The organism is Variovorax sp. 10N432, from assembly GCF_056394465.1.
Genome location: NZ_JBFTHX010000044.1, coordinates 21,086 through 45,863 on the forward strand (window position 1 = coordinate 21,086; position 24,778 = coordinate 45,863).

At 62.4% G+C, this 24,778-nt stretch carries 21 protein-coding genes and 4 pseudogenes; 12 read left to right on the plus strand and 13 right to left on the minus strand.

The window, feature by feature from the left end:
* Positions 1–23 precede the first annotated feature (23 nt).
* The 4 genes and pseudogenes from AC1DF3_RS31360 to AC1DF3_RS31375 all read left to right on the plus strand — a co-directional run.
* Positions 24–125: pseudogene (locus AC1DF3_RS31360) on the plus strand (transposase); the annotation flags it as partial.
* Between the two features lie 93 nt (positions 126–218).
* Positions 219–317 (plus strand): annotated as a pseudogene (locus tag AC1DF3_RS31365) (IS5/IS1182 family transposase); the annotation flags it as partial.
* A gap of 339 nt (positions 318–656) precedes the next feature.
* Positions 657–1,196 (plus strand): winged helix-turn-helix transcriptional regulator, encoded by a 540-nt coding sequence (locus AC1DF3_RS31370; RefSeq protein WP_478141985.1) that lies wholly within the window; start codon positions 657–659, stop codon positions 1,194–1,196.
* Between the two features lie 1,349 nt (positions 1,197–2,545).
* The gene (locus AC1DF3_RS31375; protein WP_478141986.1) at positions 2,546–3,742 is read left to right on the plus strand and encodes an MFS transporter; all 1,197 of its coding nucleotides are present in this window, start codon (positions 2,546–2,548) and stop codon (positions 3,740–3,742) included.
* A 138-nt stretch (positions 3,743–3,880) separates the two neighbouring features.
* Here AC1DF3_RS31375 and AC1DF3_RS31380 read toward each other — a convergent pair.
* From AC1DF3_RS31380 to AC1DF3_RS31400, 5 genes and pseudogenes are all read right to left on the minus strand, one after another.
* Positions 3,881–4,350, minus strand: a pseudogene (locus AC1DF3_RS31380) (transposase); the annotation flags it as partial.
* Positions 4,351–4,602: 252 nt separating this feature from the next.
* Positions 4,603–5,385, minus strand: coding sequence for an enoyl-CoA hydratase-related protein (locus tag AC1DF3_RS31385; protein WP_478141987.1), 783 nt, complete (start codon positions 5,383–5,385; stop codon positions 4,603–4,605).
* A gap of 15 nt (positions 5,386–5,400) precedes the next feature.
* Positions 5,401–6,573 (minus strand): iron-containing alcohol dehydrogenase, encoded by a 1,173-nt coding sequence (locus AC1DF3_RS31390; RefSeq protein WP_478141988.1) that lies wholly within the window; start codon positions 6,571–6,573, stop codon positions 5,401–5,403.
* 89 nt (positions 6,574–6,662) lie between these two features.
* Positions 6,663–8,198 (minus strand): class I adenylate-forming enzyme family protein, encoded by a 1,536-nt coding sequence (locus AC1DF3_RS31395; protein WP_478141989.1) that lies wholly within the window; start codon positions 8,196–8,198, stop codon positions 6,663–6,665.
* A 12-nt stretch (positions 8,199–8,210) separates the two neighbouring features.
* Positions 8,211–9,014 (minus strand): IclR family transcriptional regulator, encoded by an 804-nt coding sequence (locus AC1DF3_RS31400; RefSeq protein WP_478141990.1) that lies wholly within the window; start codon positions 9,012–9,014, stop codon positions 8,211–8,213.
* Between the two features lie 176 nt (positions 9,015–9,190).
* On the opposite strand from AC1DF3_RS31400, the gene AC1DF3_RS31405 reads away from it, so the two are divergent.
* The 6 genes from AC1DF3_RS31405 (at position 9,191) to AC1DF3_RS31430 (ending at position 15,836) form a co-directional block, all read left to right on the plus strand.
* Positions 9,191–10,198 (plus strand): NAD(P)H-dependent flavin oxidoreductase, encoded by a 1,008-nt coding sequence (locus AC1DF3_RS31405; RefSeq protein WP_478141991.1) that lies wholly within the window; start codon positions 9,191–9,193, stop codon positions 10,196–10,198.
* Between the two features lie 17 nt (positions 10,199–10,215).
* Positions 10,216–11,205, plus strand: a complete 990-nt coding sequence (locus AC1DF3_RS31410) for a Bug family tripartite tricarboxylate transporter substrate binding protein (protein ID WP_478141992.1) — start codon at positions 10,216–10,218, stop codon at positions 11,203–11,205.
* Between the two features lie 2 nt (positions 11,206–11,207).
* Positions 11,208–11,621: a hypothetical protein gene (locus tag AC1DF3_RS31415; protein ID WP_478141993.1), complete on the plus strand. Its 414-nt coding sequence runs from the start codon at positions 11,208–11,210 to the stop codon at positions 11,619–11,621.
* A gap of 671 nt (positions 11,622–12,292) precedes the next feature.
* Positions 12,293–12,703: a cyclophilin-like fold protein gene (locus AC1DF3_RS31420; RefSeq protein ID WP_478141994.1), complete on the plus strand. Its 411-nt coding sequence runs from the start codon at positions 12,293–12,295 to the stop codon at positions 12,701–12,703.
* Between the two features lie 402 nt (positions 12,704–13,105).
* On the plus strand, positions 13,106–14,041 hold the full coding sequence (locus AC1DF3_RS31425) for a helix-turn-helix domain-containing protein (protein ID WP_478141995.1): 936 nt from the start codon (positions 13,106–13,108) through the stop codon (positions 14,039–14,041).
* A gap of 100 nt (positions 14,042–14,141) precedes the next feature.
* Complete coding sequence (locus AC1DF3_RS31430) at positions 14,142–15,836, plus strand: methyl-accepting chemotaxis protein (protein WP_478141996.1); 1,695 nt, start codon at positions 14,142–14,144, stop codon at positions 15,834–15,836.
* 370 nt (positions 15,837–16,206) lie between these two features.
* Here the strand turns inward: AC1DF3_RS31430 and AC1DF3_RS31435 are convergent, their stop codons facing one another.
* From AC1DF3_RS31435 to AC1DF3_RS31455, 5 genes are read right to left on the minus strand one after another with little or no spacing between them, the layout of a single operon-like run.
* A complete protein-coding gene (locus tag AC1DF3_RS31435; RefSeq protein WP_478141997.1) occupies positions 16,207–16,959 on the minus strand; it encodes an ABC transporter ATP-binding protein in 753 nt (250 codons plus the stop codon).
* A complete protein-coding gene (locus tag AC1DF3_RS31440; protein WP_478141998.1) occupies positions 16,949–17,788 on the minus strand; it encodes an ABC transporter permease in 840 nt (279 codons plus the stop codon). The genes AC1DF3_RS31435 and AC1DF3_RS31440 overlap by 11 nt, the downstream gene beginning before the upstream one ends.
* Positions 17,785–18,753, minus strand: coding sequence for an ABC transporter substrate-binding protein (locus AC1DF3_RS31445; protein ID WP_478141999.1), 969 nt, complete (start codon positions 18,751–18,753; stop codon positions 17,785–17,787). The genes AC1DF3_RS31440 and AC1DF3_RS31445 overlap by 4 nt, the downstream gene beginning before the upstream one ends.
* A gap of 51 nt (positions 18,754–18,804) precedes the next feature.
* Positions 18,805–19,719: a TauD/TfdA dioxygenase family protein gene (locus AC1DF3_RS31450; RefSeq protein ID WP_478142000.1), complete on the minus strand. Its 915-nt coding sequence runs from the start codon at positions 19,717–19,719 to the stop codon at positions 18,805–18,807.
* A 46-nt stretch (positions 19,720–19,765) separates the two neighbouring features.
* Positions 19,766–20,581: a sulfurtransferase gene (locus AC1DF3_RS31455; RefSeq protein WP_478142001.1), complete on the minus strand. Its 816-nt coding sequence runs from the start codon at positions 20,579–20,581 to the stop codon at positions 19,766–19,768.
* 204 nt (positions 20,582–20,785) lie between these two features.
* Between AC1DF3_RS31455 and AC1DF3_RS31460 the strand changes: the two genes are divergently transcribed.
* Both AC1DF3_RS31460 and AC1DF3_RS31465 read left to right on the plus strand, forming a co-directional pair.
* Positions 20,786–22,195 (plus strand): MFS transporter, encoded by a 1,410-nt coding sequence (locus tag AC1DF3_RS31460; protein WP_478142002.1) that lies wholly within the window; start codon positions 20,786–20,788, stop codon positions 22,193–22,195.
* 108 nt (positions 22,196–22,303) lie between these two features.
* A complete protein-coding gene (locus AC1DF3_RS31465; protein ID WP_478142003.1) occupies positions 22,304–22,804 on the plus strand; it encodes a MarR family winged helix-turn-helix transcriptional regulator in 501 nt (166 codons plus the stop codon).
* Here the strand turns inward: AC1DF3_RS31465 and AC1DF3_RS31470 are convergent.
* The 3 genes and pseudogenes from AC1DF3_RS31470 to AC1DF3_RS31480 all read right to left on the minus strand — a co-directional run.
* Positions 22,800–23,054: pseudogene (locus tag AC1DF3_RS31470) on the minus strand (IS110 family transposase); the annotation flags it as partial. The gene AC1DF3_RS31465 and the pseudogene AC1DF3_RS31470 sit on opposite strands and share 5 nt — an antisense overlap.
* A gap of 380 nt (positions 23,055–23,434) precedes the next feature.
* The gene (locus AC1DF3_RS31475) at positions 23,435–24,502 is read right to left on the minus strand and encodes an IS110 family RNA-guided transposase (protein WP_478142004.1); all 1,068 of its coding nucleotides are present in this window, start codon (positions 24,500–24,502) and stop codon (positions 23,435–23,437) included.
* 116 nt (positions 24,503–24,618) lie between these two features.
* Positions 24,619–24,778, minus strand: a 160-nt coding sequence (locus AC1DF3_RS31480; protein ID WP_478142006.1) for a transposase, incomplete at its 5' end; no start/stop codon positions are given.

A 24,778-nucleotide genomic window follows, 5' to 3' on the forward strand; every position in this document is an offset into this window, starting at 1 on the left:
GCGCAGTTGTGTGCGTTGATCGCGAGCCGCACTACCCCAAGGCTGGTCGCGGTCGCCACCCGGGGGGCCTGGAGCGGATGCTGCGCATCCACTTCCTGCAGCACTCTGCAACCTGAGCGATCCGCCCGTGGAGATGCACGTTGCCCGAGGTGGTCACCACCCGGTGGATCAGCTTGCTACGCGCATAGCGACCGCCACGTGGCCTTCATGCCGAAGGACCCGTGGATGCCACGGTCATCGCCGCGCCCAGTTCCACCAGGAATGCCTCGGGCGCGCGCGACCCAGAGAGGAAGCAGTCCAAGAAAAGCAACCAGTGGGCAGGCGCAAGGCTTTCGGCTGAGTACCGGCACCATCGACGATGAGAAGGCGCTTCCTCAGCGTGGCCGCAGACCTGGCCAACCTTCTCACCGTCAGGCGACCACTACTGGACGCCCCGTAGGTGCGCCTGTATCGGCGCAAGCCCGGGCCAATAGGCCCTCCCGGGCAGTTCCACAGCTGCCATCCATTGCCTGGGGCCATGCGTTGGAGTGCCGATACGCACGATGTTGCGACCGCGAGCTGACGATCATGCTATCGTGGTTGCATAATGCAACTCGGCGACGCCGGCTTCGGTCGACTGAACTGTTGCTCCATGAAACTTATTTGTAAAATTTCCAATGCAACGAAAGAGCTTCACCGGCATGAACTGTTCTATCGCTCGTTCCTTGGAGGAGGTTGGCGAGTGGTGGTCCCTGCTTCTTGTGCGCGAAATGATGCACGGGATGTGTCGCTTTGATCAGTTCCAAAAAGAGCTTGGCATCGCTCGAAACATCCTCACGGCTCGACTGGAGAGGCTATCAGCGCTGGGGATTATCGAGCGATACCCGCTTGCGGACCGTGCGAACACAGACGGCTATCGGTTGACACAGAAGGGGGAGGACCTGCATCCGGTCATCGTTGCACTGATGCAGTGGGGCGATCGGTGGTTGTGCCCTCATGGCAAGCCTCCAACGGAGCTGGTTGAGCATCGAACAGGCCGCCCGATTGAGACAATGACAGTCCAAGCGAAAGGGGGCAAGCCTCTGGCGTTCCGCGAGGTGCGCTACGCGCCCGGCCCAGGCGCCACGAAGACTACTCGCGACGTCATCACCGGGCGAAACGAGAGGGTGCTCGGAACCATCCGACCGAAGGTCGGCCTGCACAACACAGAAGCCTGACCACTGTTGCGGTGGTTGACAGCCCGGCCCAGGATATTCCGGCGTCCAGTAGCGCACGTCTACCTCATTGTTGGAGCGCCCTCTTCGACACTTCACCCCCATCTGTTGCATCGTAGGCGGCTGGCCGTCCCATGGTTGACGGGCGGGCGAGCATCGCCGCGGTAGCGGTGGCGTGCTTAGCGCGCGGGATGTGGGGAAGCAGTTCTTCGATGCGGCTGTTCAACTGTGTGGGCGCAGTCCTCGGCCAGTGTCTCCTCGAACAGCCGGCGCTGCTACCGCGCTCATCGCCTCGGACTTCGCAACAAACTCCCAGGCCTTGTGACGTGCCAGTTCGCACCTGGGCTTCTCGAGCGTAGCGTCCTTCAGGCGAATGACCTGAGCCTGGCGCTGGACCTGCTGCAGCATCTGCTGCGCGAGCGCCCGTGACCGCCTTGGGGCTCAGACTTGGAGGTCTTTGTCCTTGAGGTTGCGCTGGTCCTGCATTGGGTTCCCATCATTCAAGCCCCGCTGCTTCGCGTCATTGCGAGTTGCGCTCGGAACGCGCTCCCTGCGAAGGGCAATAGACGGGTGATCACTGTCATCCTTCGCAGGCGCGCCCAGGGTGGTCGCACGAATAGCGCATCGAACTGCGCCTGCGTCAATGTCAGCGGGGTCGCTGCGCTGCTGTCGCTCGGCCAAACAAAGCGGCCGGCGGCTCGCACGTTGGCCAATGCGCCCGGGCACTGCCTAAGGCATGCACGACATGAGCCTTCAAGCGCTCGGCGCCGGCACGCATGGTGCGAAGCCAAAAGGCGTCGATGCGGATCATCGGATCATCGCAACAACTCGCGCAGCCATGCTGCACAGGCGACCGCCGCCGAGACCGGCCACACATTGCTGACGCCGAGGGCCTCGCGCTTGAATCTGAGTCGGATCGTCTCGGTACTGGCCGCTGCGAACGCTGGCGCCGGAGCCGGCGGCGGCGCAGGCAGCGACAACTCGACAAACTCCCGCGCACGCTCGACCGCGGCACTTGCTGGAGATGGCGCGGGACTCGCCCCGCGGCCGCGACGCCATTGATGCACGAGAGTTGTCGTTCAGCCCAAACGACAACGCGACCGCCGCAACGGAAGCGCCAGGTTCCGCGCATGCCGCAGAACCCTGCGTCTTGAACGCTGCGCTGTGACAGTGGCATTGCTTCGGATTGACGTCCATAGGTGTCCAGCCGATTTAGATGGACAGCATGGTCTCCGGCTCGGCTTCAGATCCCAAGGTGGGGCGGTTGGCCGATTACGTTGCATCAAACAACTATTCCGAGTAAAGTTGCATGATGCAACCAAGCAGTTGCGTGAAGACCTTTCAATATTGCGGTGGAGAAGACGTTGGATAAGCGACTGTTAGTTCTAGCTCTCGGGATGTTTGCGTTGGGGACGGGTACGTTCGTGGTGGCAGGGGTGCTACCGGAGATTGCGAAGGGCTTCAATGTAGATATTGGCGTTGCTGGTCAGCTGACGACCGTCTACGCGATTGCGTATGCGCTGCTTGCGCCGACTGTCGCAGCCATCGCGGCGAACGTTTCGCGCAAGCAGTTGATGCTGTCGGGGCTGGGCATTTTTGTACTCGCTAACCTGGCGACTGCAATTGCTCCGACCTTCACTATTGCCCTGATTTCGCGAGTTTTCGCCGGGCTTGGCGCGGCAATGTACGCGCCAATCGCCACCGGGACAGGTGCCACCATCGTTGCGCCGGAGCGTCGAGGCCAGGCCATCGGAGTCATAGTTGCGGGCCTCACTGCGGCGACAGCTTTGGGCTCGCCAATCGGCACGGTCATCGGAGGTCTCGCCGACTGGCGTTGGACGATGTATTTCGTCTCCGCCATGGGTCTTGCTGCGGCTCTCGGCATCATAGGCCTGCTGAGGAACGTGCCGCTGCCGCCGAAGATTAGTCTCAGTGCACGTCTGAGTCCCTTGCGAGACTCGCGCGTTGGATGGACGTTGCTCACAACGTTTCTGGGCATGGCCGGAAACTTCCTGGTTTACATCTACTTCTCGGTGGTTTTCGATCGCGTTCTGGCCAATGCCGTCGTATTCGGATTACTGCTGGTAGTCTGGGGCACGTGTGGCACCGTGACGAACATTGCTCTTTCTCGCGTTCTGGATACAGTCAGTGCATCCCATGTAATGCTGGTGGTGCTGACGGTGCAAGCCGCTGTCATGACGCTGCTACCTTGGGCCAGCGCGTCGCTCTGGCTCTCTGTTTTGGCAATCGCGGTGTGGGGCGCCGCTGGATGGGGCATTCAGAGCCCGCAACAGTTTCGATTGGTGACTGTGGCACCAGATATCGCCCCCATCCTGCTCGGCTTGAACACCGCCGCGACCTATTTGGGCGTCACGATAGCAGGCGTTCTTGGAGCATTCGGGATCTACCTGTTCGGGGCCCACTACCTGAGCTTCCTTAGCGTGGGGATTTTTTTGCTGGCGATACTTACTTCACACATGGCAGGACGTCGCATAGCGGATCACGGAGTTACGCGGTCGCCGGTGCGGCTTCGACCGGTGCGCTCCTGAGACGGGGCATCCTGAAGTGACCCTGCCTCGTTTCCATGCACACCAAGTCACGCAGCCAAGAGGCTGAACTTCCTTTCGACAGCGTGCCGTGTGCATGCGCGCGCGGTGTAGAAGTGCTCGCTGCCGTACTGGGCGAATTCAACCGGCCGTCGCAGGACGGGGTTGTTGAACAGATTTATGGTACTCACCCTGGGGTTTCGGCTGATGTCTTCCACCCAAGCGCCTTCCTGCGTGTGGTGTTCAGCGCGCGCTACAGCCTGGATCTCTTGGGCGCTCCATCCGGACAGGTTGGTGCCCTTTAGGAAGTACTGCCGCAGAAGGCCTTCACCTCGGATTCGATCGTGAACCGAGCGTGTCAGATAGCTCCTTGCAACGATCCCACGTCAATGTTCCACAGGTCGGCGGGTAGTGTGGTCACCGTCCTATTAAGTGCGTTGGCCATGATGACGATGCCGTAGCCGGCCAGCGCGGGACCGTTCTTCGTTCGGGGAGTGAGCTCATAGCCTTTCTCAGGAGGCAGGTGGACGAGCCTGGTGCATCGGCTTGATCGCTCGCAGCGTTCCGATCGCGGGACCGGTTCAGGCGGATGACTAATTACCCTCCCAATGTTCCCTAGCCGCCGAGCACCTCGTCGTTTCAGACTTCGTTGGCTTCTTGGCCTAGGGGTTGTTCCTGATGTCGCTTGACAGCCACGCGTAGAAGCCGCTTCGCGAGACACCGAGCGCCTCGTTTGTCACACCCGCGCAAGTGCACACTCTCCCGCGAAGTCTTCGCAGCAGATCTCGGCCGATGAGTGCCTGAACCCTGGCATACGACGAGACGCTCTACGCAGTGCAGCGCCATACTGGTCAGACCACGGTTTAACGGACAAATTGCGGCGGACGCTTTTCCCGGAATGCCGCACGCGCCTCGATGTGATCGGGGCTTCGCAGAGCGACGCGCTGCATTTCGATCTCGACGCGCATCTGTTCCTCGAGGCCATTGCGTGGCGCGAGCGCCATGAGTTTCTTGATCATACCGGGGCTCTGCCCCGGGCCATCGGCGAGCCTGCGCGCCGTTGTGCGAACGACGGCGGGAAGGTCGCTATCGGGGACGGCCTTCCAGATCAGGCCCCAGGCGGCGGCATCTTCCGCAGGCAGTTTCTCGCCCAGCAGCATCAGTCCCGTTGCCCGGGCGCGCCCGAGCGCTTGGGGTAGGAGCCAGCTCGATCCGAGGTCCGGAACCAGCCCTATATTGACGAATGGTTGAAGGAAGTATGCCGACTGCGAAGCGATCACGATGTCGCACGTGAGTGCGAGACTCATGCTGGCGCCGACACAGGCGCCGTTGACGGCCGCGATCGTGGGGATCTCCAAATCCGCCAGAAGGCGGAATGGCGGTGCGAACCAGTCGCGGAGGAACTCGTCAGGGTCGTTCGAATCCAACCCGACGCGCGGCGCCTGAAGATCGGCGCCGCTGCCAAACGCACGACCTTCGCCAGTCAACACTAGGCAACGCGCCGGCGATGCGATCACTGCCTTGAGTGCTGAGCGCAACTCCTTCAGCATCTGCTGGCTCATGGCATTCAGGCTCTCTGGCCGAGACAAAGTTAGCCAAGCAAGGCCGTTTTCAATCTCAAGCCGCAGGGTCTCGTATTGCGCCATAGCACGTTTCCTTGATCAGGCAACCGTCTCGAGCAATTCAACGATCTCCTGTTCGCTCGTGAACTTGCGCGGATTGCTGTGCGTCCATCGATCGAGCCGCGCGTTCCTGGCCACGAGTTCGAAGTCGGAGCGCTGTACGCCGACCTTGTGCAGCCGATCGGGCATCTCCAGTTGGCCGATGAGTTCGGCGACGAGATCGCCGGTCTCGCGCCGCGCGTCGCCGAGTGCCTCGCTCAACAGCTTCTGCTTTGCTTCAGTCACCGGCTTGTTGAAGCGCAGCACCGCAGGCAGGGTGACGCAGGTGCAATGCCCATGCGGCACATGGAAGGTGCCTGCGAGCACATGGCCGATGCCGTGGCTCGCTCCCATCGGCACCAGCGACCACATACCCATCTGCGAAAGCCACATGCCGGCTTGCGCATCGGCGCGCGCTTCCAGGTCGTCCGGGTCGCGCTTCGTGCGCTTCAGGGCATTGGGAAGTACGCGCAGGGCCTGAAGAGAGGTGCCGTCGACAAATGGACTCCCATAGGGCGAGTAGAAAGACTCCACTGCATGATCAACGGCGCGCATGCCAGTGGACAACCAGAGGCCGAGCGGCGTGTGCATGGTGAGGGCCGGATCGAAGACAACGGTGCGCGGAATCATCAGCGGATTGCGGATGCTCTGTTTGAGCTTCTTCACAGGATCGTTGGAGCCACCGCTCTGGTGGAACTCGCCGCCCGACAGCGTTGTAGGGACCGCGATCTGCCGCACCTTGGGTCCGCGGAACACTGGCGCCTCGACGACGCCGGTAGTGGGATCGGTCTTGAGCCTGAAAGGCTCGAATTGGTCCAACTCGGTGATGTCGTGTTCGAGGCACAACTGCACGTTTTTGCCGGCGTCGGTGATGGAGCCGCCGCCGATCGTGACGATCAGGTCGGCATCTGCCGCACGCGCAATGGCGGAGGCGCGTAGCACCGCGTCGCGCGGGATGTGCGCCGGGATGTCGTCGTAGATCGCGGCGAAGCGGCTGCCCAGCGCGTCCTGCATTTTGCGGATCTCGTTCGTCTTGTTGTTGAGCGTGTTGCTCACCAAGAGGAAGACGCGCTGCGCACCGAGACGCTCGACCTCTTCCATCACGACTTCAGTGAAAGGACGGCCGAAGAAGACGCGCTCCATCGGGGGAATGCTGAAGGAACCTTGACGCATAGAAATCTCCTGAAGGGGCTTGGATAGACGCATCGCGTGGGCTACGCCGCACGAGCATGGATTCCGGGCCTTTGCCCGGAGGTGGGGAATCAGGTCGATGGAACGGCGGTGTGCGGTCGACGCGGCATGGTGCTCGCCATCTTCTTCAGGGCGGTTCGCTCCACTTTGCCGTTCGTCATGGTTGGCAGCGCATCGACGATCACGATTTGCGATGGCCGCTTGTAGGGTGAGATACGGTCCTTGAGGAAGGAGGTCAACGTTGCGTCATCGAGGGGATGGCCTAGCTTGGGCTGCACGAAAGCAATCACCTCCTCGTTGCGCTCGACGTCCCGCCCGACTACCGCGGACTGCGCGACCGCCGGATGCGCGTTGAGGGCTGCCTCGACCTCCGCCGGATAGACGTTGAAGCCCGAGCGAATGATGATGTCCTTGATGCGGCCGACAAGGAAGACGTTGCCGCTCACATCTTGGCGGGCGATGTCGCCAGTGTGCAGCCACGGGCCGGACAGCGTGGCCTGGGTCGCTTCCAAGTCCCGGAAATATCCCAGCATGACTCCGGGGCTGCTGGCCCAGAGTTCACCGGGTTCCCCGGGGGCAACATCCATGCCTTGGACATCCACGATGCGGATGGCGACTCCCGGGATCGGCGGACCGACGGCGGCTTCCTTGCTGTGCTCGCCCAAGCGCGAATGGCAGAGCGTGGGCGAACTCTCGGTGAGGCCGTAGCCGTTGTGCAACGGAAGTCCGAAGAGCGCCTCGACCTCGGCTTTCAGTGTGGGGTCGAGCGGCGATCCTCCCGCGTAGATGTACCGCATTCGACCCGTCTGCAATGCGCGTCCCACGCGCCGGAGGTGTGCTAGCAGCGCCGTGTGCATCGCCTGCACGCCCTGGAAGTGCGTGAGCTCTTGCGTCTCGATGGCGTCGAGTAGCGCCTCGACCTCGAAGCGCGCGCTCAACAGCACCGAGCCGCCGGCAGCGAGCGTGCTGAGCAACACGCTCGTCAGGCCCATCGTGTGCGACATGGGAAGCACGCCATAGCTGCGGTCCGCGGGCGAGAGCTTCCGAAAGCTCGCCATGGTTGTCGCCACGAACAACAGCCCCGCATGCGTCAGCATGACCCCCTTGGGCCTGCCAGTGGACCCCGAGGTGTAGATCAGCGCCGCCACGTCGCTAGGCTGGGGCTCGAAGCTCCTTGTCGCGGCAACCGCTCGCACGTGGCCTGCCTGGCCGCAGTTCAGAGGGATCGCGCGACGTCGCAGCCCATGGGCGACGCCTTCCTTGAAGCCGGCATCGATGTAGATCTCCGCCTGCGGCTGCGCGTGCTCGATAATGGCGTCGATCTCCTGCGCCGAGAGTCGCGCGTTCACCAGCACGAATGAGGCGCCGAGACTGCTGGCAGCGAGTGCAAATGCCACCAGGGCAATGCTGTTCTCGGCTACGAGCAACACGCGCTGTGCCGGCATGACACCGAGCCCGGTGAGGGCAGCCCTCGCGTCGTCGACGGCGCGCTGGAGTTGCGCGTATGTCAGGGTGCGACGACCTTCAAGCAGCGCAATGGCCCCGGGCGTCTGTATGGCCCACCATGCGGGCACGTCGTGAAGGCGCAGGAATGAAGGGGTTGTCATGATCGTTGCGGGTCAGAGGAATGAAGCGGCCGCCTCGACGTTGCGCACCATGTTCACCAGACGCGGACCCCACGTCTCGCGCAGGTCACGTTCGGGCAGCTGGAAGGCCGGACCGCAGCAATTGAAGCCCAGCACGACGGTGCCGTCAGCCGGGCGGAACGGCACGCCGACCGCGTTCACGTCGCTTTGCCATTCGCCTACCGAAAGGCAGAAGCCGAGTTCAGAATAAGCCTTCAGCCCGGCATCCAGCGAGGCCTTGATCTGCCCGAATTCGGAACCGGCGCGTTGCGACAGCTGGGAAAGCAGCTGCTCGCGTTCACCGTCGTTCAAACCGCAGTAGTAGGCCCGCCCTAACGCGGAGGCGGCCAACGGGACCCGTGAGCCGATGTTGAGCCTGAAATTTTGGTTGGCCGCACTGGCCGCGTTCTCAATGTAGAGCATCGTGTGCCGATCGCGCAAGCCGATGCCTACCGAGGCCGAACAGCTGTCGGCCAGATCCCGCATCAAGGGCCGTGCGACTTGGCGCACGCGCAGCGCCCCCAGTGTCGAGAAGCCAAGCGAGATAACGCGAGCACCCAAATAGAACTGGCCTTTATCTTCCGAGTACTCGAGGTATCCGTTGGCAGCCAGCGTGTGCGCCAGCCGCGACACCGTCGCCTTAGGAAGGCTGCTGCGCTCGACCAGATCCTGCACGCTCAGGAATCGCTCGGCCGAACCAAAGGCATCGAGCAGTTGGAGTCCGCGCGCGAGCGCGGAGACCTGATCCTTGTCCGCCTCATCGGCAGACTGGGAGGTGGGTTTCCTAGATGGCTTCATGATGCGTAAAATGGAACAGTGGATTCATTATTGGCGAGCACTCAAGGAAAAGCAAGGGCTGATGCCAGGCCTTACTGCCGTGCGGGTCTTAGGGTGCGGATTGACGATCGAGCCTTAAGTGTAGGAAACTTGCACAATGGAACAGGCGTTCCATTAAATACACTGTCGGAGCCCGCATGCAATTTCAGTCAAGCAACGCAATCACAGACCTCTTCGGCACCCGTCTTCCCATCGTCGCTGGTGGTCTTCAGTGGCTTGCCGATGCGAGTTATGTGGCCGCGGCGGCCAAGTCCGGCGTGATGGGCTTCATCACCGCGTCGAGTCACGCCACCACGGCGGGGCTGCGCGACGAGATCGCGCGCTGCCAGGACCTGGTGGGCGACCTGCCTTTCGGTGTAAACGTCTCGATGCTGCCCGCGCCCACGGCGGGCGAGCGCGTGCAGGAGACCTTTGAGGAAATCGTGCGCGCCGGCGTTCGCTACGTAGAGACGTCAGGGCGCAATCCCGAACCCTATTTGCCGCTGCTGCACCATGCCGGCATCAAGGTGCTGCACAAGGCGCCGTCGTTGCGCCATGCACTCAAGGCGCAGGCAATCGGTGTGGATGCCGTTTCCGTGGTAGGTGCCGAGTGCGGAGGCCATCCTGGGGTCGATCTCGTCGGCACGATGGTTCAGGGCGCACTGGCGGGCAGGAGCCTCGACATTCCCGTCCTGTTGGGTGGCGGCATCGGTACGGGCGCACAGGTCGTGGCGGCGTTAGCGCTCGGTGTCGATGGCGTGACCATCGGCACGCGCTTTCTGGTCGCCGAGGAAATCTGGGCGCATCGTCGGTACAAGGAAATGCTGGTGCGGTCGAGCGAGACCGACACCGCATTGATCATGCAGAGCGTGCGCAACACAGTCCGCGCCCTCCGCAACGAGACCACGGATCTGGTGAACGAACTCGAGCGCTCGCACGGCGGCGATTTCGAAGTACTGCGCCCCCATGTCTCAGGTCAACTCGGCCGCAAGATCTATGAGACCGGCGACAGTCGCAGCGGCACAGTGTCGCTTGGCCAGGCGGTGGCCTTCGCCGATCGCATCGAGCCGCTCGCGGACATCGTCGCGCGTATCGAGCAGGAGATGCGCGAGGCGCTCTCGGAGCTCTCGCGCTTTCGCCTTCCTTCCCCTTCGCTTGCATCCTGATCCCGTGGAGAAAAATCATGAGACTTCAACGACTGATCCTCTCGACCGCCATTGCGGCTAGTGCAATTGCAGCAGCCATCGGCATGCCTTCCATCGTCATGGCCGAGGGCTACCCGGAAAAGCCGGTGAAGCTGCTTGTGCCCTTCCCACCGGGCGGAATCACAGATGCGATCGCGCGCAGCCTCTCCAACCATGCCCAGCAGGCCATGGGACAGCCCATAATTGTGGACAACCGGCCCGGCGGCGGTGGCGTCATTGCGACCGACCTCGTGGCCAAGTCGCCGGCGGACGGCCACACGGTTCTGCTCGCGGCTATCGGGCAGGCGGTCGTCAATAAGCATCTGTTTAAGAAGCTCCCGTACGACCCGAACGCGGACCTCGCGCCCGTGTCGTTGATCGCACAAGGTCCTAACGTCCTCGTCGTAAACGCATCGAGTTCCTACAAATCCGTAGCGGACTTGCTCGCGGCAGCGAAGAAGTCGCCGGAACTGCTCACCTTCGGATCCTACGGAAATGGGTCGTCGCCGCACCTGCAAGCTGCGCTGCTGATGCAGAGAACCGGGGCCAAGTTCACGCACATTCCCTACAAAGGCGCCGCGCCTGCGATGAACGATCTGCTCGGCGGGCAAACCGCCTTCATGTTCGACAGCCTCATCACTTCGTTGCAACACATCCGCGCCGGCAAGCTGCGTGCGCTTGCCGTCACTTCGCCCACACGCAGCCCGTTGCTCCCCGACGTGCCGACCTTCGCCGAGGCAGGGGTACCAAACTTCAGCTTCATGGCGTGGTACGGCATTCACGTGCCCGGCAAGACTTCGCCAAAAGTGATCGATCGCCTGCAAAGGGAAATAGACGAGTTCACGCACAACCCTGCAGTAGCGAAGCAATTCGCAAGTCAGGGGCTCGAACTAATCTCGAGCCAGCCCTCCGACTACGCACGTTTCCTGGAAGCGGAAGACAAGATCTGGAGCGTGGTTATCAAGCAGGCCGGCATCACTATCGATTGAGCATGCACACGAGTTACGCACCTGACCCGACGGACCGCGACGCGATCCAGGAACTGTGCAACGCGGTGCTGGACGATTTCATGTCCGCGCTCAACGCACACGATGCAATTGGAATGGATGCGTGCCTGCACTTTCCGCACACGCGCTACGCCGGCCGGTCGATTAAGGTCTATCAGGCTCCGGGTGGCAATCCCATGGACCTTTTTGCGCGCCTGGAGGCAGAAGATGGCTGGTCCTACAGCCGCTGGGAATCACGAAGGGTCATCCAGCACAACGCCGAAAAAGCGCATGTGGCGCTGTCGTACACGCGTTTTCGGACCGACCACACCATCATCGGCATGTACGAGTCGCTCTACATCATGACGCTGGTGGACGGGCGTTGGGGGATCCAGGCACGGTCGAGCTTTGGACCCTAGGCCCCGTCCGGCCGAGGGCTCCCTGAGCATCAGTACGACGACAACTACGGGTGGCGCACACATCGAAGTCCAGAGTCCTGCGATCGCCTAGACAGGATGTGTCCAGCGCTGCAAATGGGCCCGTGTTGAACAGCAGGTCCGCCGCCTTCGAAAGCGTGCTCAAGTCGAGCGGCGTTTCTCGGCATGCGGTCATCTCCGATGAGGGGTTCCGTCGGCGAACAAATTGCGGAGTGCACCCCATCGCCTCACAGCACGGCAATGATGTCTTGCTACCGCGGGACTAGCGCAGCCAATCATCCCAAATCTCAACTGCCAAGTTCCAAGGCCCGGATGCCCTTCACGCATCACATGCAACATGAGTTCAACATGATCCTTGATTCATCACCGTTCAAGCCGACATCCGACAACCTAGCGATTGTTGTCACGCCCCTTCCGCATCCTACGGCGATCAGGTTCGCCAGCACCCTTTCGCGAAATGGGTTGTCGAACCTCGCCCGGGGACCGTTGCTCATGACTCCCGAACGAAGACCAGACGTCATGTTGATACGCCGCCTTCCGGGACCGGGTGGGCTGATGTTGAAGGCATCCTCCTTCATCCGCGGCTCACACGGTGAGGCGCAAAGCCAGTGCTTTTCGCGCCCATCGCAGCAAATCAGCGGTCGAGGTTCACCATGAAGGTTCACCTGATCTTGAATGACAAGGTGGTTGCGGCCACGCTTGCTGACAACGACACAGCCCGAGAATTCGTTGCGATGCTTCCGATGACGATCACCATGCACGATCTGTTCGGACGCGAGAAGTTCGGTCCGCTGCCCAGGTCGATCACTGGCAGTGGGATGCGAACGAAAAGCTACGAGGTCGGCGACATGATCTGCTGGTCACCCGGCCCTGACCTCACAATCTTCCACAGACACGACGGGCAAGCGATCAGCGGGGCGATCCAGGTTTTGGGCCGGGTTGAGGCCGGCATCGAGGCGTTCAGCATGCCCGGCCCCGTGCAGGTCCGGATCGAAGTCGCTGCCACCACGCCGGACAGCATGGCGTTCAGTAGCCTGACACCACCGGTAGATCGCCCTCTATGATCTGGGTTAGGCGGGGATGGATATGCAGAGATCTGCCCAGTATCAACCGTTAGATGGGATGAGCGCTTTGCGGCATCCACTTGCCCTGGAACACGCGGACGGACTGTTTGCTAGCCGGTCGCATCACGCCTGCAAGCATCGCCCAGCCCGGCAGGGGCTCCTGAGCGACTCAGTGGGAGCCGGTGCAGTACGCAGCGCGCACCCAGGATCGCATTGCGTCGCTTACCCAGCAGCATTCAGTGGCCTGCCCCTCTGGCTGGAAGGGATGTTCCTAGTCAAGTTGACACTGTTAGGTTTCGAGTCATATCCTATCGCCCGCACTCGAGGATGGAGTTTTCGTTGCGAAAGAACGCCCGTTTCAGAGCGCCTTATCTCCAGTAGGAAACGCAAGAAATGCTAAGTATGGACAACACCTCCACCGGGAGCGCTGAGGATGGTTTCGACGATTGGCATCAGGCAACCTGTCAAAACTTTTCCCTGTCCGTCTGCAAAAGGCCAGTCGGTCAAGCTTTTCGAGCAAGGGTATCCAGTCGGGAATTTGGCCCGCTTGTCATGAGCGAGGCCCTGTCGCTTCAAGCTGAGAGCATATTGATGACCCGAGGCCGAGGTGAGATCCGAGTGGACCAGCGTGACCATTTCATGCTCTACCTCATACTCAGTGGGCGAGTAGATCTCGAACAAGACCGTCGTCGCACCAGCGCGTCAGCGGGAGACATGTTCATCTATGACCAAGCGACGCCTTTCAGTCTGGAATTCCATAGCTCGCGCGTAGTGATTGTGAATGTGCCGCGTCCACTTCTTGTTTCTCGAATTCCAAAGGTTCGCCGCTTCACCGCCCACCGCATTGCAGGCTCTTCGAAAATGGGAGCGCTCGTTGGATCACTCGTGCAACACATGAGCACTTTTGATGTGATGACGCAGACCAAAGTTGCGGATCGCCTTTCCTTATCGGCAATGGACATTCTGGCGACCGCGCTGGACCTGGAAGTTGTCGGCAACGAGAATTTGCAGAGAGAGCGTCATCGCCTGCTACCGCAGGTAAAGAACTACATTCTGGCTCACCTTCACGAAACGGATCTGGATCTGGAATCGATTGCGAGAGCTCAGAGCATCGCACCGCGAACATTGAATCGCGTTTTTGCCGCCGAAGGAACGACGCCTATTCGGTGGCTTTGGCAGCAGCGTCTGGCCTCGAGCTACAAGGCGCTTTCAGAGAAGCAGGTTGCTACTGTCACCGATGCAGCGCTCGGTTCTGGATTCTCAGATATGTCGCATTTCAGTCGCGCGTTCAAGCGCGAATTTGGGCGTCTCCCGCACGCGATTCTTGCAACTGAGTAGTACTCGGCCCCAATGGTCCGAGTGATGCGCATGGGGTGCCGGTTGAGACACGAGTTGCAGCTGACAACCGCCCCCGCCTGACCTTCAATCTCGAAAGTACATGAAATCCTTCAACAACCTCAGGATCGGCGCCCGCCTGGGTATCGTGTTCGCCTCCGGGCTCGTCCTTCTCGGCCTGGTCCTCGGACTTGGCCTCTACTCGATGCGAAACATCGAAGCGAGGTTGGACAAGATCGTGAGCACAGACTACTTCAAGGTGAATCTGGCCAACAAGATGCTCCACTCGATTAGGGACATTCAGGCATATCAGGGCACGATTGTCTTGCAGACCGATGAGGCCGCGATCAACGCCGAGTTGGCGGAGGTCGCCAGCGCGCGGAAGATGTACCGTGAAGCTAAGGAACGAATCACGAAGTCATTGGCTACGGACGAAGACCTTGCCCTCATGGCGAAGATTGACGAGGCGATCGCTGCTGCGGTTCCGCTCAGCAACAAGGTGTTCGAACTCGCAAAGGTCAACAAAAATGTAGAAGCAACGGAGGTGCTGACCAGGGAGACCCGGCCCGCAATCAACAACGCTATCAAGAAGATTGATGCCTTCGTGGCGCACCAGATCAATCTGGCCGAGACCGCCGCTGAAAAGGCGGAGGCCGACTACGCCCGTGCCCAAGCCATGATGTTCGTTCTTGGCTTTTTGGCGATTGCCTCAGGCGCGATCGTGGCCTGGGCCATCACCTACTCCATCACCCGTCCGCTCGGTGAGGCCGTGACTATCGCGGAGAAGGTGGCCGCCGGCGACCTGACGTCCAGGATCTCCGTGGACGCGAAGGATGAAACTGGCAAGTTGATGCTGGCCTTGCAGGCCATGAATCAGAACCTGCTGCGCATCGTGAGCGAAGTCCGCCAGGGAACCGACACCATTGCGACGGCCTCGAGCCAAATTGCCACCGGCAACCAGGATCTGTCCTCGCGCACCGAGGAGCAGGCCAGCTCGCTCGAGCAGACGGCCGCGTCGATGGAGGAGTTGACCTCCACGGTGAAGCAGAACGCAGACAACGCCCGCCAGGCGAACCAACTGGCCGTCGCGGCCTCCGAGGTCGCGGTGAGGGGCGGCGACGTCGTGGGGCAGGTGGTTGGAACAATGGCCTCGATCGACGCTTCGTCGAAGAAGATCGTGGACATCATTGGCGTCATCGACGGCATCGCATTCCAGACGAACATCCTGGCGCTGAATGCCGCCGTGGAAGCGGCGCGCGCGGGCGAGCAGGGCAGGGGCTTCGCCGTCGTCGCCGCGGAAGTGCGCAGCCTCGCGCAGCGCTCCGCTTCGGCCGCCAAGGAGATCAAGGGCCTGATCGCCGATTCGGTAGAGAAGGTCGACGCCGGCACGAGGCTCGTTGGGGATGCCGGCCGCACGATGGAGGAAATCGTCGACGGGGTGAAGCGCGTGACCGACATCATGGGCGAGATCACGGCAGCGAGTCAGGAGCAGACGCAGGGGATCGAGCAGATCAACCAGGCCATCACCCAGATGGACCAGGTGACCCAACAGAACGCCGCACTAGTGGAAGAAGCGGCCGCCGCGGCGGGTTCGCTCCAGGAGCAGGCGACGAGCTTGGTCCAGGCCGTCAGCGTGTTCAATCTCGGAATCGACGGCGCGGCCGGCCAGAAGCCCGTGGTTGACCGGGCCGTCGTTCAGCCGCTGTCAGCAGCGCAGCCCGCTCGAAGGATCGAGGCGACGGGAGCGCCGAAGCAGGCGGCGGCCGCAGGCGGGGAGGGCGACTGGACGGAGTTCTGATGGCGCAAGGGCTAGGCTCGCGGAGGACGGTGTGACCCCCCGATCACCCAACCCCGAGGGAACCAATCGCGGATATCAGCGAAGCGCTGCTCGCTGCCCAGGATCATTCGTAGTGATTCTTGGGAAGGTGAGGGTGGCAATCGTGAACTGAGAGGCCGCGAGCCGCATTGTTTTATCGCTTGATCCAATAGGTCTCGACATTCCAAATACGAGGCCTCACCGTTGCAGATGCGTTTCTGCTGGACGCGCCCAATCAGAAGGGTCGCCTCGGTCATTCCGCTTGCTTCCTGGCTCGCGCTGTTCGGCCGGAAGCAGGCTCTGCGCTCTCCGCACTGCGCGCCGCTAGCTGTCAAAAACAAGGGCGCAATGTTCAGTGCGTCAACGCCTTCATCACTGCACGGTGCACTGCGAACACGGCTGGATCGTCCGGGTCGCGCGGCCGCGGCAGATCCACATCGATCACCGCCGTGAAATGCGCCGGATGTCCTCCCATCACATAGATGCGGTCCGCGAGAAACGCCGCTTCCATCATGTTGTGAGTCACGAGAATGCCGGTCGGTCGCGGCTGCGCTTCGTCCATCCAGAGGTTCTGCAACACCACGCGAAGCCGACGGGCTGTGAGTTCGTCGAGCGCGCTGAACGGTTCGTCGAGCAGGAGCACGTCTGGGCGGATTGCAAATGCGCGCGCGATGGCCACGCGCTGCTTCTGACCGCCCGACAGGAACTGCGGATAGCTCTGCGCCAGATCCTGCAACTGGACCTTGGCCAGCAGCTGCGTCGCGACCGTGGCAGGGTTGCCCGCCGGCGGGCGGTCCCGCTCAAAGACCAGCGACACGTTTTCCTGCACTGTGAGCCAGTCGACCAGACGCGGCTGCTGGAACACAACACTCAGATCAATGTCGTCGCGCGGATGCTCGAAGGCAATCTCCCCGCGCGTGGGCAGGTCCAGGCCGGCCACCAGGCTCAGCAGCGTAGACTTGCCACAACCCGATGGGCCGACCAAGGCGACGAGTTCGCCTGCGCGTACCGTCATGCCGAGGCCGTCGAAAACGATCTTATCCCGTTGACCCGCCCGTCCCGGATAGGACTTCTTTAGGTCTTGCAGCACGATGTCACTGCTCATGGCCTGCTCCCTTTTTCCAGTGGTTGGCATGCCGGTCGAGCGGCCGGAAGATGCCGTGCTCGACCACGATCATGGCGAGCCAGAAAGCGAGCGTCCAGGCAATGACCCCTTCCACGTTCTGCGTGCTGAACTGCGCGTTGAGCTGGTAACCCACGCCATTGGACATGCCGAAGATTTCGACCAGCACGATCACTTTCCACGCGATCGAGAAGCCGATACGGCAGCCGGACACGAGGAAGGCGTAGAGCAAGGGCATCCAAATGCGCCGGAGCACCGCGGAGCGTTTGAGCCGGAACACCCGCGCCATTTCGGAAGTCTCCAGGCTCAGCGAGCGAACGCCCTGCTGGACCGCGATCACGAGAGACGGCAATACGCCCAGTGCCACTGAGATCACAGGCGACCACATGCTCACGCCGAACCAGATTACGCACAACAGCGCCCAGACGAGACCCGGCACGGTCAGACCGAGAATGATGCCGGGCTCGAAAAAGCGAGCCGCCGTACGGGAGACGGCGGCGGCAATGCCGATCGGAAGCGCGACGAGCAACGCGAGCAGGAAGCCCAGCGACATGCGCACGAACGTGACCCAGATTTCAGAGAAGGCGAAGCCGTTGTCCGTGATCTTTACTAGCTCCCGGAAGATCGGCCCCACGCCCGGCACAAGCGGAGAGTGCAGCCAGAGCGCCATGCCTTCCCAACAGGCGACCAGCAAGACGAAGAACAAGGCCTGTGGCCATACGCTGACGATGGCGGCGAGGACACGTTGGCCAATGCCTTCGGTCAGGGCAGAAGAGGGCGCGGCAATCGCGTCAGCGGCATGCTGGGTCATAGCTGGAGATAGAGCTTTTCAGCCGGGACCTTGTCGATGATGCCCAGACGCGCGGCCACTTCGATCTGCTTGTCGATGGTGGCGAACACCTTGCCGTTCCACTCGGTCGCATAAGCCGTAGCGAGCCGGGTCGGCAGCAGGGCAGCCGCCTTGGTCTCGTCTGGCTTGAGACCCATCTCCGCGGTGATCGTGGTCAGCAGCTGGGGTTGTTTCTGGATTGCGGCGTTGACGCGCTTGAACAGTGCCACCACTTCGGCGGCGGTCTCGCGGTTGGCATCGAGCCACTTGCGGCTGGCTGCCAGCCCTACCAGGATCGGGTCCCCGGTCTGCCCGGTCGCCTCTTTCCAAATGTCGGCGACGCGGGCGATCTCACGCGCGCCGCGTCCCACCAGGCGACTCGCGGTGGGCTCGAGCGTGATGATGGCATCGACGTCGCCGCGTTCGAACAGCGCCAGATTGGCCGTGGGTGAACCGAAGATGACCTTCACGTCCTTCTTCAGGTCGATGCCGCTGAGCGAAGCGGCAATACGCGCCTGCTGGTAGGTCTCGGTCGTTTCTTGCGCGGACGCGATGGTCTTGCCGATCAGGTCTTTCGGCGTCTTGTAGGGGCTGTTCGCCGGCACCAGCCAGCGGCCGTGGTTGTTCAGGGCAGGGCCGAACAGCACGATGTCGCTTCCGCGTGCCGCCAGCGTCGCAAGACCTGCCGCGCCGAACACGCCGATGTCCAGTGCACCCGCACTGAGCTGCGTCTGCATTTTTCCGGGATCGGCCACCACCCAGTTCAGAACCAGGGACGGGTCGGTGTTGAGCTTGAGTTGGTCGATCAGCGGCTGCCACGCCGAGCCGGCGCTGCCGGGCGAAGGGAGGGTGATGCGCACGGGGCGCGCCTGCGAGGCGGCGTGTCCGACGCCCAGGGGCGCGACGCTGGCAAGCGCCAGTGCCTGGAGGAGGTCTCTGCGATTCATGTGTCTTTCGAAGGGCGTTTGACGCCAAGGCAAATCGGAAGAAGCGACGTCTTACTGCACCACCGCACGATGCAGCACGCGATGGCCCGCGCCGTAATCGCCCACCCCGCGGTGCTGCACGGTGCGGTTGTCCCAGATGAGCGTCGTGCCTTCTTGCCAGCGGAAACGCGCCTGCACGTCGGGCGACTTCACCAGATCCAGCAGAAGGTCGATCAGGCTCTGGCTGGCCGTGCGGGACAGGCCCAGGATGCGCAGTGTGTAGAGCTCATTGACGAAGATCTGCTTGCGGCCGGTCTCCGGATGTACGCGGATGAGGGGCACTTCGATAGGCGGTGTTTTTGCGCGCTGGGCCGCGAGTTCCTCTCGGTCCTGGTAGGCCAGTGTCAGAAAGCCCTGGGTCTCGACGTCGTGCACCGCGGTGAGGGTCTCGAGGTATTTCGCCAGCAGCGGGTCCAGCAGGTCGTAAGCCGCCGTGGCATTGGCAAAGAGCGTGTCGCCGCCGAACGGCGGAACCTTCTTGCCGAACAGGGCGGTGTAGCGGGGCGGGGTGGTGCGAAAGGCTTGGTCGATGTGCCAGATGAAGTTCATTCGGGTCTTCTTGACCTTCGAGTCGATTGTGTTGACTTTCGCATCGTCCTGCGACGCCGGCGTGTAGGGCGTGTTCATGAGACGCGCTTCGCCGAAGAGTCCGACCAGCTGGCCGAAGTGTTCGGCAGCGACGGTGCCGGGCTCGAACGCCAGGAAGCCGTAGCGCAGAAGGCCGTCATAGACGAACTTGCGCACGGCCTCGGCCGGCGGTGACACGCCATCCAGGCGCAAGCCGCGCACGTTGGCGCCGACGACCGGTGCATAGGGTTGGAGGGTCACACCCTCGAAGGTCTCAGGGGCGCCGACATACTCGTCGATCGTGAGGATCTTGGGCTGGGTCTCGTCCAGGCGCTCTTCTTCAATCAGCAGGGAGTCCATGTGTCTTGTTTCCGTCGGTGAGGTTGTTGGGTTGACCGGCAGGTGCTCAGGCCGCAACGGCGTGGGGTGCGCCGGTCTCGATTGGCAGGCTGTCCTGGTTGCCCCACTCGTTCCAGGAGGCGGGATAGACCGCGGCCTTCGAGTAACCGGCCAACTGGAGCGCGACGAACGTGCGCGCCGCCCGTCCGCCACCGCCGCAATAGGCGACCAGGGGTTCGTCTCGCGCTGCCACCGCTGCGAAGTCCCGGTCAAGGTCATTGGCCGCGCGGAACCGGCCGCGCGCGTCGACCTCCTTGCGTGCGTCCCAGAACACCGCGCCCGGAATGCGGCCATTGCGCCGTGCATTTGAGCGCAACCCGAGAAACTCGTCGTGCTCTCGTGCATCCACCAACTGGCCGGCCTGGCTTGCGTCGCCGGCGGCCTGGGCCTGTTCGGCGGTGGCCAGGAAGGACGTGACAGCATGAATCTTGAATGGCTTCGCCTGGAACAAGGGCGCTTCGGACGTCAGCTCAACGGCCCCGAGCGCGGCGAGCCCGCCATCCAGCAGCCGGATCTGCGCCACGCCTGCATAACCCAGTGCCCAGGCCACACGCGACACGTTCACCTCGGCCGCTGCGCCGTAGATCAGGACCCGGCTGTCTGTGCCGATTCCCAGCGCCGACAGCGACCAGGTCAGCAGCGCCTGGAACCGAGCAATGGACGGGCCGTCCGTGCGCTGCAGTGTCAGCAGGGAGGGATCGAGATGACGGGCGCCCGGCAGGTGCGCGGGCCAGTAATCTGTCGCGGGGCGGGTGTCGATGAGGACAGCATCGGTGTCGGAGAGATTCGCCGGCTCGGGCGCCACGAGGGTGAAGGATGTCATGCGAAGGGTGCTGACGACCGTGATGGTTAGCAAACTAACTGTGCGGGCCGCAGAAGGCTGAGGGAAGGTGCAAATGCTAGGCCGGAGCAGGGCGGCCCATTAGAACCATTCCGAGATTGCATATGCGCTTACCGAGCAAGCAATGCGGTCAGGCAGTCCGAGAATGACGCTCCTGTGCTCCCCGAGGCAGCGCAGCGCCATCGCATGCAGACGTCCCCCTCATACCGCCCCCTCTCCCTGCTCGTCGGCCTGGCTTTTTTCATGGAGCAGCTCGACTCGACCATCATTGCGCCCGCGATTCCCGAAATCGCGAATGCGTTCGGAGTCTCCTCGCTCAGCCTGAACCTCACGATGACGCTGTACCTGCTGTGCAGCGTGGCCTTCATTCCGACCAGCGGCCACCTGGCCGCGCGCTGGGGCACGCGCTCGGTGTTCCGCGCGGCGGTGGTTCTGTTCGTGGTCAGTTCGGTGTTGTGTGCGATGGCGCCCAACCTTGGGTCGCTGGCCGCCGCCCGCGCCCTGCAGGGTGTCGGGGCCGCGCTCATGGTCCCTGTCGGGCGCATGGCGATCGTGCATTCCACTCCGCGCGCCGCGCTGGTTCTGGCTTTGGCCTGGATGATCACCCCGGCGATGTTGGGCCCGTTGCTGGGGCCTCCGCTGGGGGGCCTCATCACGACCTGGTTGTCTTGGCACTGGATCTTCCTGATCAATGTGCCGATCGGCCTGGCCGGCTATTGGTTTTCCGGTCGTGCGATGCCGCAGATCCGTCATCCGGTGCAGGGACGCTTTGATGGGCTGGCATGGACCCTTGTTGCACTGGTGCTCGCCGGGAGCATCGCGGCGCTGGAGTGGGCGCGTCATGGACGACTGGACGTGGCGACGTGGCCCATCGGACTCGGGCTCCTCTTGGTGATAGTCGCGCTGGGTTGGGCCTATCAAGTCCGCAGCCGTCGCGCCGCCACGCCGTTGCTGGAATTCGCCCTGCTGAAAGTGCCGACGTTCCGCACCTCGTTCTGGGCCGGCTCGCTGGTGCGCGTGGGCTACGGCGCGTTGCCCTTCCTACTGCCATTGATGTTGCAGATCGGTCTGGGTTTCAGTGCCTTGCAAAGCGGACTGGCATTGCTGGCGAGCGGCGCCGTGGCGTTCGTGACCAAGACCCAGACGGCCGGCATGCTGCGTCGGTGGGGTTTCCGGCGCGTGTTGGTCGTCAACGGCGTGTTCTGCGCGGTGGGGCTGGCGCTGTGCGCGTTCTTCCAGGCGTCATGGGGCCTTGCTGCCATCGCGCTGGCCGTGTCGGTGGCGGGGTTCTTCCGCTCGATTCAGTTCAATGCGCTGGCTGCCATCGCGTATGCCGACCTTCCGCCGCAGAAGGTCGCTGCTGCCACGACGCTGAACACCATGGGCCAGCAGCTCGCGGTGATGCTGGGCATCTCCCTGTCGGCCTTGGTGGTTGACCGTGCGGCGCGGGCTGGTGCGCGTCTCGACCCGTCGGCTGCCGACTTCGCGCTGGCCTTTGCTTTGGTGGCCCTGATTGCACTGGCCGCCTTGCCGCACTGCCTGCGTCTTGCAGCCGACTCCGGTAGCGAACTCAGCGGCCACCGTGCGTCGGCCTGAGTGCCCTCGATTCCCGAAAGAAGCCTCCTGATGTCCCCGGTGTCCTTCCCGTCGGCTGCCCTATCAGCTCCGGTCCGGTCCGAAGATTCCTGTGAGGACTCAACGAATGTGGTCCAGGACATCGACGAACTGCTGTACGCGCGGCCGGGCTTCCTGCTGCGTCGGGCGCACCAGATCTCCGTGTCGATTTTCGAGTCGGCGTGCAGCGACCTGGGCATCACACCGGGACAGTATGCAGTGCTCACCGCGCTGCGGGCGGACTGCACCCTGGACCAGACGTCGGTGGCGCGCGCCATCGGGCTGGACAAGGTCACGGTGTCGTTGCTGCTGCGGGGGCTGGAGACCCGTGGTCTGGTGGACCGACGAGTTCAGCTGGACAACCGGCGCAAACGAGTGCTGACCGTCACGGCAGCAGGTCTTGCCTTGCTGCAGCGAACCGACGCGCCGGCCGAAGACGCCTACGAACGACTGATGGCGCCTTTCGACGCGGCGCAGCGCCAAACTTTGATCGGCCTCCTGCAGCAGCTGGTCGGCGACCTCGAGCATTGCTCGCGGGCGCCCCTGGTGCCACTCAGGACGCAGCAGCCAGTGTCTCCGCAGCTCCTGTAGGCACATCGAGCTTGACGAACTGCGGCGACATCAGGCGCACCGTGTGGCCGAAGCCCTGCAGGGGGCGCGCCCAATGGTGGGCGCTGCCGCAGGCTTCCATGCCGATGAGGCACGGAGGCAGGTTCACGAAGAACGCGGTCATCTGGTCGCGTCGCAACTGCTTGCGCAGCGCGAACTTGCCATGCTCATCCACTACGTGAACCTGGAACACATTCTTTGCCAGGTCGATGCCAACAGTCGTAATCTTCATGAGGGACGCCCCTCTCGGTTCAAGTGGTTGGTGACACTTCCACTTTGGCACATCGATGACGGTTCGGGTGGGGGCGTCCATCCCTACAGGGACCTCCGCTTGTGTCAAGGCAAGCGTGGTGTCTGGCTCTGGGTACCGATCCTTCGAGGCTCGAGCATCGGGACGATTGAACAGGGAAGACTGCCCATCTACAGGCGGCCTTGTTGCACGACGTGGTGCGGGCCCAGATATAAACCGCTCAGCAGGGCTCCATTCATTGCGCGTGGTGTCGAGTGTCCACTGGGATGGACACGAGCTTGCCTGCTGACGGTCTAACCAGTTCAACGTATCTTCAGCTCAGGTCTGTCAGGAATTTCAGTTTGTCGGTCAATCATCCCTCGTTACGCAACGGGTGGCATAGCGCAGGGCTTGACGCTCACGTGGTTGCAGTCGAAGACCTGGTTTTTGGCCAGAACGGCCCACAGGATCCGCGCATTCTTGTTGGCGAGGGCGACGGCCGCTTTCTGCCAACCGGACCGCTCGCGCAGGCGCTGGACCCATTTTGAGATGGGATCGCTGCGCTTGTCGGCCGAGAGAACTGCCGATCGGGCCGCTTGGATCAACAGCATTCGGAGGTACATATCGCCTCGCTTCGTGATTCCACCCAATCTCGTCTTGCCGCCGCTGGAATTTTGGTTGGGTGTCAGTCCCAACCAAGCACCAAATTGCGCGCCATTGCGGAACTGCTTGAAGTCCCCAACCGTCGCGATCAGCGCGGACGCAGTGACAGGGCCAACGCCCTTGAGTTGAGAAGCTCGCCTGACCTGTTCATCATTCTTCCGATGGGCTGCGATGCGCTCATCACACCACATGATATGGTCATCGAGTTCCCGCCAATGCTCCGCTGCCCGCTGAAGCACAAGACGCGCCACGCCGGCGATCTCGTTGGTTCCATCCTCAACGACTTCGCTGATTCGCGCACGCAAGACCGCCGACGTTTGCGGGAGGACGACACCGAACTCGCCCAACAGTCCTCGGATTCGATTGATGCAGGCTGTTCGTTCTTCCTTGAGGCCTTCGCGCAGTCGGTGCACGCAGAGCATGCCTTGCTGAGCAACGGTCTTGGTTGGCACGAAGTGCATCTGGGGGCGGGATGCCGCCTCGCAGATGGCCGCGGCATCGTTCGCGTCGTTCTTGCCCCCGCGACCCTGCAGGCGGTATGGCCCGACAAGCTGCGCCGGAATGATGCGTGGATCCAGGCCCATCGCAAGGAGCTTCCGGCTCCAAAAGTGCGCCCCAGAACACGCCTCCATTGCAACCAAGCAACCGGCTGGCAGCTGCGCGCACCATTCGATGAACTTCCCTCGCGCCAACGCGCGATTCGCAACGACCGTTCCACCAAGATCCACCGCGTGCACCTGCAGCACATTCTTCGCCAGGTCGACGCCTACCCGTGCGATGGCATTCATAAGGGCTCCTTTCATGTTTGCGGCCTGCCGCCGCCACTACATGATGGCGCAGCGGTCGAACCTACCCCGAGGAGGTCCCTTCGTATTCATTGGGTTTGGGCAGGTGGATTAAGAACTTATCCGTAAATTATGTTGACGTCGGCAGGTACCTTGCGGAAGGCAATGATGGCAGCGGCAAGGTGGTTGAGGGCGACGAAGCTGCGCTCGAGTTTCYCGTAGCGCACGAGCAGCTTGCGGAAGCGGTTGAACCAGCTATGGCAGACCTCGACGACCCAG

Coding starts and splice junctions, on each gene's coding strand:
- AC1DF3_RS31370 (WP_478141985.1), top strand. CDS start 657: ATGCAACGAAAGAGCTTCACCGGCATGAACTGTTCTATCGCTCGTTCC.
- AC1DF3_RS31385 (WP_478141987.1), bottom strand. CDS start 5,385: ATGGCGCAATACGAGACCCTGCGGCTTGAGATTGAAAACGGCCTTGCT.
- AC1DF3_RS31390 (WP_478141988.1), bottom strand. CDS start 6,573: ATGCGTCAAGGTTCCTTCAGCATTCCCCCGATGGAGCGCGTCTTCTTC.
- AC1DF3_RS31395 (WP_478141989.1), bottom strand. CDS start 8,198: ATGACAACCCCTTCATTCCTGCGCCTTCACGACGTGCCCGCATGGTGG.
- AC1DF3_RS31400 (WP_478141990.1), bottom strand. CDS start 9,014: ATGAAGCCATCTAGGAAACCCACCTCCCAGTCTGCCGATGAGGCGGAC.
- AC1DF3_RS31405 (WP_478141991.1), top strand. CDS start 9,191: ATGCAATTTCAGTCAAGCAACGCAATCACAGACCTCTTCGGCACCCGT.
- AC1DF3_RS31410 (WP_478141992.1), top strand. CDS start 10,216: ATGAGACTTCAACGACTGATCCTCTCGACCGCCATTGCGGCTAGTGCA.
- AC1DF3_RS31415 (WP_478141993.1), top strand. CDS start 11,208: ATGCACACGAGTTACGCACCTGACCCGACGGACCGCGACGCGATCCAG.
- AC1DF3_RS31420 (WP_478141994.1), top strand. CDS start 12,293: ATGAAGGTTCACCTGATCTTGAATGACAAGGTGGTTGCGGCCACGCTT.
- AC1DF3_RS31425 (WP_478141995.1), top strand. CDS start 13,106: ATGGACAACACCTCCACCGGGAGCGCTGAGGATGGTTTCGACGATTGG.
- AC1DF3_RS31430 (WP_478141996.1), top strand. CDS start 14,142: ATGAAATCCTTCAACAACCTCAGGATCGGCGCCCGCCTGGGTATCGTG.
- AC1DF3_RS31435 (WP_478141997.1), bottom strand. CDS start 16,959: ATGAGCAGTGACATCGTGCTGCAAGACCTAAAGAAGTCCTATCCGGGA.
- AC1DF3_RS31440 (WP_478141998.1), bottom strand. CDS start 17,788: ATGACCCAGCATGCCGCTGACGCGATTGCCGCGCCCTCTTCTGCCCTG.
- AC1DF3_RS31445 (WP_478141999.1), bottom strand. CDS start 18,753: ATGAATCGCAGAGACCTCCTCCAGGCACTGGCGCTTGCCAGCGTCGCG.
- AC1DF3_RS31450 (WP_478142000.1), bottom strand. CDS start 19,719: ATGGACTCCCTGCTGATTGAAGAAGAGCGCCTGGACGAGACCCAGCCC.
- AC1DF3_RS31455 (WP_478142001.1), bottom strand. CDS start 20,581: ATGACATCCTTCACCCTCGTGGCGCCCGAGCCGGCGAATCTCTCCGAC.
- AC1DF3_RS31460 (WP_478142002.1), top strand. CDS start 20,786: ATGCAGACGTCCCCCTCATACCGCCCCCTCTCCCTGCTCGTCGGCCTG.
- AC1DF3_RS31475 (WP_478142004.1), bottom strand. CDS start 24,502: ATGAATGCCATCGCACGGGTAGGCGTCGACCTGGCGAAGAATGTGCTG.